This window comes from Streptomyces sp. NPDC059900, from assembly GCF_050270335.1.
Taxonomy (GTDB): domain Bacteria; phylum Actinomycetota; class Actinomycetes; order Streptomycetales; family Streptomycetaceae; genus Streptomyces.
In genome coordinates this window covers 1-8363 of the sequence record NZ_JBNNJZ010000369.1, presented here as the reverse complement: position 1 = coordinate 8363, position 8363 = coordinate 1, and the positions used below count along the sequence as shown (strand labels likewise).

6 protein-coding genes are annotated in these 8363 nt (G+C 69.8%); 4 read left to right on the top strand and 2 right to left on the bottom strand.

Annotated elements, in window-relative coordinates; genetic code table 11:
• Positions 1 to 113 precede the first annotated feature (113 nt).
• Positions 114 to 296, bottom strand: coding sequence for a sigma-like protein (locus ACQKIP_RS32770; protein ID WP_365860433.1), 183 nt, complete (start codon positions 294 to 296; stop codon positions 114 to 116).
• Positions 297 to 501: 205 nt separating this feature from the next.
• Complete coding sequence (locus ACQKIP_RS32765) at positions 502 to 3450, bottom strand: AfsR/SARP family transcriptional regulator (protein ID WP_427744961.1); 2949 nt, start codon at positions 3448 to 3450, stop codon at positions 502 to 504.
• 347 nt (positions 3451 to 3797) lie between these two features.
• On the opposite strand from ACQKIP_RS32765, the gene ACQKIP_RS32760 reads away from it, so the two are divergent.
• The 4 genes from ACQKIP_RS32760 (at position 3798) to ACQKIP_RS32745 (ending at position 8240) form a co-directional block, all read left to right on the top strand.
• Entirely contained in the window at positions 3798 to 5018 is a 1221-nt protein-coding gene (locus ACQKIP_RS32760) for an amidohydrolase family protein (RefSeq protein WP_365860490.1), read from the top strand.
• Between the two features lie 201 nt (positions 5019 to 5219).
• Entirely contained in the window at positions 5220 to 6179 is a 960-nt protein-coding gene (locus ACQKIP_RS32755) for an LLM class F420-dependent oxidoreductase (RefSeq protein WP_365860435.1), read from the top strand.
• Positions 6180 to 6216: 37 nt separating this feature from the next.
• Positions 6217 to 7014, top strand: coding sequence for an SDR family NAD(P)-dependent oxidoreductase (locus ACQKIP_RS32750; protein ID WP_365860436.1), 798 nt, complete (start codon positions 6217 to 6219; stop codon positions 7012 to 7014).
• Positions 7015 to 7112: 98 nt separating this feature from the next.
• Positions 7113 to 8240 (top strand): LLM class flavin-dependent oxidoreductase, encoded by a 1128-nt coding sequence (locus ACQKIP_RS32745; protein ID WP_365860437.1) that lies wholly within the window; start codon positions 7113 to 7115, stop codon positions 8238 to 8240.
• The last annotated feature ends 123 nt before the right edge of the window (positions 8241 to 8363 follow it).

Below are 8363 nucleotides of genomic sequence, written 5' to 3'. Positions count from 1 at the left end.
GGGCCTCCCCCCGGTGCTCCCCGGGGGGGGCGGGCCCGCCGGGGCGGGCGGGGGGGGCCCCCCCTCCGCGCCACTGCGGCCGACCGGTTCCCCCGTCGGATGTGCGGCTGAGGTCAGTCCTTGGGCGGGGCGGGCGTGTGGCCCTCGCCCTGCGTGGTGGCCGTGCCGTCCTTGGCCGGCGGGGCGGGCGTGTGGCCCTCGCCCTGCGTGGTGGCCGTGCCGTCCTTCGCGGGCGGGGCGGGCGTGTGGCCCTCGCCCATGGTGGTGATGCCGGTGTTCTTGGCGATCTCGCTCATATGAGACAACTCCTTGGCTCTGGCGGGGCTTCGGGATCGGATACGCCCGTTCGGCAACTCCCCCGAGGATCGCCGAACGGGCGTATTGGGCCGCTCACCATATCCGTAGGGCCCGTGCGACCCGTCTGCCCCCCGACGCGACGGATCGACTCCATGAGAGTGGCAGCCGCCCATAAACGTTCGATGAACGCCGCGTCGTGCGTGGTCAGGACGTAGTGACCGGAGCGAGGAGCTCTCTCACCTGAGCGGCTTCCGGCGCGCCCGCCTCTTCGTGGATGGCCAGCGCTTCACGCCAGCAGGCCTGTGCACGATCGACCTGCGCGAGATCGATGAGAGACCGTCCCAGCAGGGTCAGGACGTTGGCCCGCATCCACTCGCCGCCGACACAACCGATGGCGAGCGCCTGCTCGGAGTGCTGGGCCGCCTGTGCCGCGTGGCAGTCCGCGAGATACACCTGGGCGATGCGGTAGTGGGTCGTCCCTTCCCACAGACGCTGGCGGTTCTCGGCGAAGATCTGCAGGGCGTCGTTGAGCTGGCCGAGGGCCTCCGAACGCCGATCCGCCCCGCTCAGGGCGAGCCCGAGGGTGTACTTCGCGTTGGCGAGACGGAACGTGACCCCGAGGTCGCTGTATATCGCGATCCCCTGTTGGGCGAGGTCGATCGACTTGGAGGTGCGCCCCATGGCGAGGAGGGCCCGGGACAAGTTGCACAGGGCGCTCGCCTCGCTGTGGCGGTTGCCGTCCGCGCGGAAGGCGACGATGGCCTTGCGCAGATGGATCTCGCTCACCGCGGGCTGGTTGATGCAGTTGTTGACGATTCCCTGCTCGTTCAGCGCATTACCAGTGGTCCACGGGTCCCCGGAGTCAGAGGCGAGCGCGGCGGCACGCTCCAGTTCGACGGCGGCGGCATCGAAGCTGCCGACTTTGTTCAGGACTTGGGCAAGACTCACCCGCGCCCGCCCCTCGGCATGTGCGTCGCCCACCACGGCGGCCACCTCGCACGCGGCGCGTGTCGCCATCTCATACCGGTACGAGATGGCCCCGGACTCCGCGAGGTCCTTCGCCGCGAGCAGCAGGTCCACCGCCCGCCGCAGGGTCTCGTTGCTCAGCGATTGCTGGACGCACGCCAGGATGCAGGAGGCTTCCGCGTGCAGCCAGTCGAAGGCCTTGGTGGCGTCGGTGAAGTCCAGGCCGACCCGCTCGACGACCTCCAGATGGTCCGCCGTCCTGTCGCCCGGCCGCTCGATCGCATACACCCGCGCCGCCGACGCCAGATAAAAGTCCAGCAACCGCGAAGTCGCCGCCCCCCGCTCCCCCTCCGACAGCTCCCGCTCCGCGCACGCACGCGCGTAGAGCCGGACGAGGTCGTGGTAGCGGTAGCGGCCCGGTGCCGCTGATTCGACCAGGGACGTGTCGACCAGCATTTCCAGGAGGTCTTCCGTCTCGTCGACCGGCAAGTCGAGGACCGCCGCTGCCGCCGCGAGGGAGAGGTCGGGGCCGTCTGCCAGGCCGAGCAACCTGAACGCCCTCGCCTGCGCCGGCTCCAGCTGGCCGTAGCCCAGTTCGAAGGTGGCCTTGACCGCGAGGTCGCCCGCCTGGAGTTCGTCCAGGCGCCGCCGCTCGTCCGCCAGCTTCGCGGCGAGGGTCGAGACCGTCCACGTACGGCGGGCCGCCAGGCGCGAGGCCGCGATGCGGATCGCCAGGGGGAGGAAGCCGCACGCCGCGACGACGTCGAGGGCCGCCTTGCGTTCCGACTGGACTCTTTCCTCGCCGACGATCCGGGTGAAGAGGAGGAGGGCTTCCTCCGGGGACATCACGTCCAGGTCCACCAAGTGTGCGCCCGCCAGGTCCACCATGCGGATACGGCTGGTCACCAGCGCCGCGCAGCCCTCCATGCCGGGGAGCAGGGGCCGGACCTGGGCCGCGTCGCGCGCGTTGTCCAGGACCACCAGGACCCGGCGCCCGTCCAGCACCGACCGGTACAGCGCCGCCCGCTCCTCCAGGGAGTCCGGGATCGCCGAGTCCGGTGTGCCCAGGGCGCGGAGGAAGGCGCCGAGGACCGTTTCCGGCTCCGCCGCCCTCGCGCCGGCGCCTTGCAGGTCCACGTACAGCTGGCCGTCGGGGAAGTAGGTGCGTGCCACATGCGCCACGTGGACCGCGAGGGTCGTCTTGCCCACGCCGCCGATGCCCGCGAGCGCCGAGACCGCCATCACGCGGCCCTCCGCCGCCGACAGGATCTCGCTCAGCTCGGACACGAAGGACGCGCGGCCCGTGAAGTCCGGGACCGTCGCCGGGAGCTGGGCCGGGCGGACCACCGCAGCGGCCGGTTCCGGGGTCGCCGCCGAGGGCTCCGCCAGGGCCGGGTCCGCCTGGAGGATCCGCTGCTGGAGTTCCTTGAGGCCGGTGCGCGGGTCCACCCCCAGTTCGTCCGCGAGCAGGCGGCGCGTGTCCGCGTAGACCGCGAGGGCCTCCGCCTGGCGTCCGCTGCGGTACAGGGCCAGCATCAGGAGTTCGCGCAGGCGTTCCCGCAGGGGGTGTGCCGCCGTGAGGGCCGTCAGTTCCGAGACCGCCTCCGCGTGGCAGCCGACCTCCAGGTCCATGTCCAGGCGGGACTCCAGGAGCTGGAGGCGCCACTCCTCAAGGCGTATGCGTTCCGTTTCGGCGTACGGACCGGGGACGTTGGCGAGCGGTTCGCCGTCCCAGAGGCCGAGTGCCTTGTTGACCAGGGAGCGCGCCTGGCAGAGGTCGCCCACGCCGCGCGCCTTCTCCGCCTCCGCCCACAGGTCCTCCGCGAGCGACAGGTCCAGGGCGCCGTCGGCCGCCGCGATGGCATAGCCGCCGGACTCGCTGACCAGGACTCCGGCGGGCAGCACCTTGCGCAGGCGCGAGGCGTACGTACGGACCGCGGCGAGCGCCTGCGAGGGCGGTTCGTCGCCCCAGAGGGCGTCGATCAGTTCGTGTGCCGTCGCCGTGCGCCCGGCCCGCAGCAGCAGGGCCGCCAGGAGCGCGCGCTGCTGCGGAGAGCCCATGGAGAGCTGCTCGGCGCCGTGCCATGCGCGTACGGGGCCGAGCACGCTGAAGTGCGGTCTCAGTTCCTCGGGGGCGTTCCCTGGGGCCGGACGCCGCTGGTCCGGTACTCGCGGTACAACGTCCATCGCTCCCCCTGCTGCCGTGCCCGGCCGTCACCGTGCCTGGTCGTGCGCCGCGGGTCTGCCCTGCCCGCGATTCTCGCTCTTTGCCTCGCTCTGTTCTTTACCAGTCTCTTGCTCCCCGCCAGTTTGCCTTGTTCATGGCGGATGCGTCAGCAGTGGGAGACGGCTCTCACAGGGTCCACGCACTCCTCGGCCGGTATTGATCTGCGCACGGACGGCAGGCGGACGGTCGGCGGCGAGCCGGGCGGGCGGCGCGCGCGTGACCGGCGGACGGACGACGGATGGCCGACAGGGAGCTGACGGACCGTCAGATGAGCGCTACCGTGGAGGACATGGAGACCACTGAGACCCTGCCGACGTTCCCGAGGATCATCTCGGTGGACGACCACACCGTTGAGCCGGCCAACGTCTGGCGGGACAGGCTGCCGTCGAAGTACCAGGACAGCGGGCCGCGCATCGTCCGGGCGCCCCTGAAGTCGATGAGCTTCATGGGCGGAAAATTCGCCCCCGTGATGGGCGCGAAGGGAGACGACGGGCCCATCGGGGACTGGTGGATCTACGAAGATCTTCACCGACCCCTCACGCGCCTCGACACCGCCGTCGGCTACGACAGGGACGAGATCAAGCTCGAAGTCATCACGTACGAACAGATGCGCCCGGGTTCCTTCAGCGTGCCCGACCGCCTCGCCGACATGGACGTCAATCACGTCCAGTCCGCCCTGTGTTTCCCCACCTTTCCCCGCTTCTGCGGGCAGACGTTCACCGAGGCCAAGGACCGCGAACTCGGCCTGCTCGGGGTGCAGGCGTACAACGACTGGATGGTGGAGGAGTGGTGCGGGCCCGAGGCGCAGGGCCGTCTCATCCCGCTGACCCTCATCCCGCTCTGGGACGCCGAACTGGCCGCCGCCGAGGTCCGGCGCAACGCCGCCCGCGGCGTGCGCGCCGTCGCCTTCTCCGAGATACCGCCCCACCTGGGCCTGCCCTCCATCCACACGGACGAGTGGGACCCCTTCCTGCGTGCCTGCGACGAGACCGGCACCGTCGTCGCCATGCACATCGGGTCGAGCAGCAAGATGCCGTCGACCTCCGCCGACGCGCCGCCCGCCGTCGGGTCCACCATCACCTTCGCCAACTGCTGTTTCTCGATGGTCGACTGGCTGATGAGCGGCAAGTTCGAGCGCTTCCCGAACCTGAAGATCATGTACGCGGAGGGACAGATCGGCTGGATCCCGTACATCCTGGAGCGCGCCGACGTGGTCTGGGAGGAGAACCGCGGCTGGGGCGGGGTCGCCGACAAGGTGCACCGGCCGCCGTCCGAGCTCTTCACCGAGCATGTGTACGGCTGCTTCTTCGACGACGCCTTCGGCCTGAAGAACCTCGACGCGATCGGCGTCGGCAACGTCCTGTACGAGACCGACTATCCGCACTCGGACTCGACCTGGCCCAAGTCCAGAGAGGTCGGCGAGGACCAGATGGGGCACCTGGCGCCGGACGTCGTCGAGCGGATCGTGCGGGGTAATGCGATCGACCTGCTCGGCCTGACCGACGACGGGTTGTGGCCCGGGGCCTGACGCCACCGGGAGCCCGGATGCCTGGCGGGGCGTCCGGGCTCCTCCGCGTTTCCCTTCCGCGCCTGGCTTCCGTCCCCTCTTCCGTCCCCTCTTCCGTGCTCCTGCCCTCCTACCCCTTGCCTGACGGACCGTCAGATACGACGATGAGTCCCGTCGCCGTATATGACGTACCGTCAGATCAAGGTGAGGGGTCGGGTTCCCATGGCTGCCAACGCGCTGGCGCACATATTCCCGCAAGGGCGACTGGTCTACGGGATGCAGCTCCCGATCCAGTCGCAGAGCGTCATGTACGCGGAGGCGTGGGAGGCGGACGCCACCACCGAGGATCTCGCGGAGATCGCCCGCACCGCCGACCGGAGCGGCTTCGCGTACATCGCGAGCTGCGACCACGTGGCCATTCCGCGGCGGCTCGCCGACACCATGAGCACCATCTGGTACGACCCGGTGGCCACGCTCTCCTTCCTCGCGGGGATCACCGCGAACGTACGCCTGATGAGCCACGTCGCCGTGGTCGGGCTGCGGCATCCGCTCGTCACCGCCAAGCAATACGCGACCCTGGACCGGCTCAGCGGCGGACGGCTGATCCTCGGGGTCGGGGCCGGGCACGTACAGGAGGAGTTCGACGCCGTCGGGGCCGACTTCGAGCGGCGCGGGCCCGTGCTCGACGAGAGCATCGACGCTCTCAAGGCCGCGCTGGGGCCCGAGGAGTACCCCGAGCACCACGGCGAGCACTTCGACTTCGGCGGACTCGGCCAGCAGCCGCGGCCCGAGCAGGAGCGGGTGCCCCTCTGGGTGGGCGGATCGTCGCCCGCCGCCGTCCGCAGGGCCGCCGTGCGCGGTGACGGCTGGCTGCCGCAGGGCGACCCGCGCGACAAGCTGCCCGCGCAGATCGCCAAGCTCAAGCGGCTGCGCGAGGAGGCGGGGGTGGCGGAGCCGATCGTCGTGGGGGCGATCGCCGAGCCCCTGTACGTGGGGGAGCCCGGCTGGTCCGTGGGGCGGCGCACCCTCAGCGGGAAGCCGGACGCCCTCGCGGAGTCGCTGCGCGCGTACGGGGCGATGGGGATCCAGCAGATCCAGGTGCGGTTCCGCAGCCGTGGCCGCACCGAGCTCACCGACCAGATGGCGGCGTTCGCCGCCGAAGTCGCCCCGCACCTGAACTGACCGACCTCTCTCCGCGCCACCACTCAAGGAGATTCGTATGGGCAAGCTGGACGGGCGCGTCGTCATCGTCACCGGTGGGGCGCGTGGGCAGGGCGAGCAGGAGGCGCGGCTCTTCGCCGCCGAGGGGGCGCGGGTCGTCATCGGCGACGTGCTCGACGAACAGGGCGAGACCCTGGCCAAGGAGCTCGCCAGGGAGCACGGCGGGGACGTGGCCAGGTTCGTCCACCTCGACGTGAGCCGGGAGGCGGACTGGGGCGCGGCGGTCGACGCCGCCAAGGATGCCTTCGGGAAGGTCGACGGCCTGGTCAACAACGCCGGGATCCTGCGCTTCAACGAGCTCGTCAGCACTCCGCTCGAAGAGTTCCAGCAGATTATCCAGGTCAACCAGATCGGCTGCTTCCTCGGCATCCGCACCGTCGCGCCCGAGATCGCGGCGGCCGGCGGCGGGACCATCGTGAACACCGCCTCGTACACGGCGATGACGGGCATGGCCTTCGTCGGCGCGTATGCCGCGACCAAGCACGCCATCCTCGGCCTCACCCGCGTCGCGGCCCTTGAACTGGCGGCGAAGAACATCCGTGTCAACGCCGTCTGCCCGGGGGCCGTGGACACCCCGATGACCAACCCCGCGCAGCTCGACCCGAGCGCCGATCCCGTGGAGGCGGGGGAGGCCGTCGCCGAGCTCTACAAGAAGCTCGTGCCGCTCGGCCGGATCGGGAAGCCCGAGGAGGTGGCCGCCCTCGCGCTGTTCCTGACCGGGGGCGACTCCGCGTACATCACGGGCCAGCCGTTCGTCATCGACGGGGGCTGGCTCGCGGGCGTGAGCATCGTCTGACGGTGCATCAGGTATTGACGCTCCACCCGCCCGGTGGAACAGTCGACGTCATCAAGATCTGACGGTTCGTCAGAAACTCACGAGGATGGTGAACCTCCTTGGAATTCGGTCTCTTTGTACAGGGATACGTGCCCGCCAAGCGGGCCAAGGTCGACCCCGAAGCCGAGCACAAGGCGCTCATCGAGGAGACCGAGTACGTCATCCAGGCGGACAAGTCCGGCTTCAAGTACGCCTGGGCCTCCGAGCACCACTTCCTGGAGGAGTACTCGCACCTCTCCGCCAACGACGTCTTCCTCGGCTACCTCGCTCACGCCACCGACCGCATCCACCTCGGCTCCGGGATCTTCAACCCGCTCGCCCCGGTGAACCACCCGGTCAAGGTCGCCGAGAAGGTCGCCATGCTCGACCATCTCTCCGAAGGACGCTTCGAGTTCGGGTCGGGGCGCGGCGCGGGATCGCACGAGATTCTGGGCTTCATGCCGGGCATCACCGACATGAACCACACCAAGGAACTCTGGGAAGAGACCATCGCCGAGTTCCCCAAGATGTGGCTCCAGGACGAGTACGTCGGCTTCCAGGGCAAACACTGGTCGCTGCCGCCCCGCAAGGTCCTGCCCAAGCCGTACGGGAAGTCGCACCCGGCGATGTGGTACGCCGCCGGGTCCCCGCCCTCGTACGCGATGGCCGGCAAGAAGGGGCTCGGGGTCCTGGGCTTCAGCGTGCAGAAGGTCTCCGACATGGAGTGGGTCCTGGACTCGTACAAGACCGCCGTGAAGGAAGCCGAGCCCGTCGGTGACTTCGTCAACGACAACGTCATGGTGACCTCGACCGCGATCTGTGCGGAGACGCACAAGAAGGCGGTCGAGATAGCGGTGAGCGGCGGTCTGAACTATCTGCAGTCCCTGCTGTTCCGTTACCACGACACCTTCCCGCGGCCCGAGGGCATCCCGGAGTGGCCCGAGCTGCTGCCCGAGTACACCGAGGAGATCATCGAGCTGCTCATCGCCGAGGAGCTGATGATCTGCGGCGACCCGGACGAGGTGCTCACGCAGTGCAAGCGGTGGGAGCAGGCCGGTGCGGATCAGCTCAGCTTCGGGCTGCCCATCGGGATCTCGCCCGAGGACACGAAGAACACGATCAAGCTGATCGGTGAGCACGTGATCCCGAAGATCGACACCGATCCCGTGCATCGGACCTCGCGTATGCGGGGTGCCTCCGGCGGTTGAGCCGCTGCCTGTGACCGCCCCGGCTTCCTCTCCCGGACGGAAGCCGGGGTACCCCTCTTCGCCCTTCGGGCTTGTCCTCAAGCGCCGGACGGGCTGTTTCCCGCCCACCCACCCGTTCTGGAC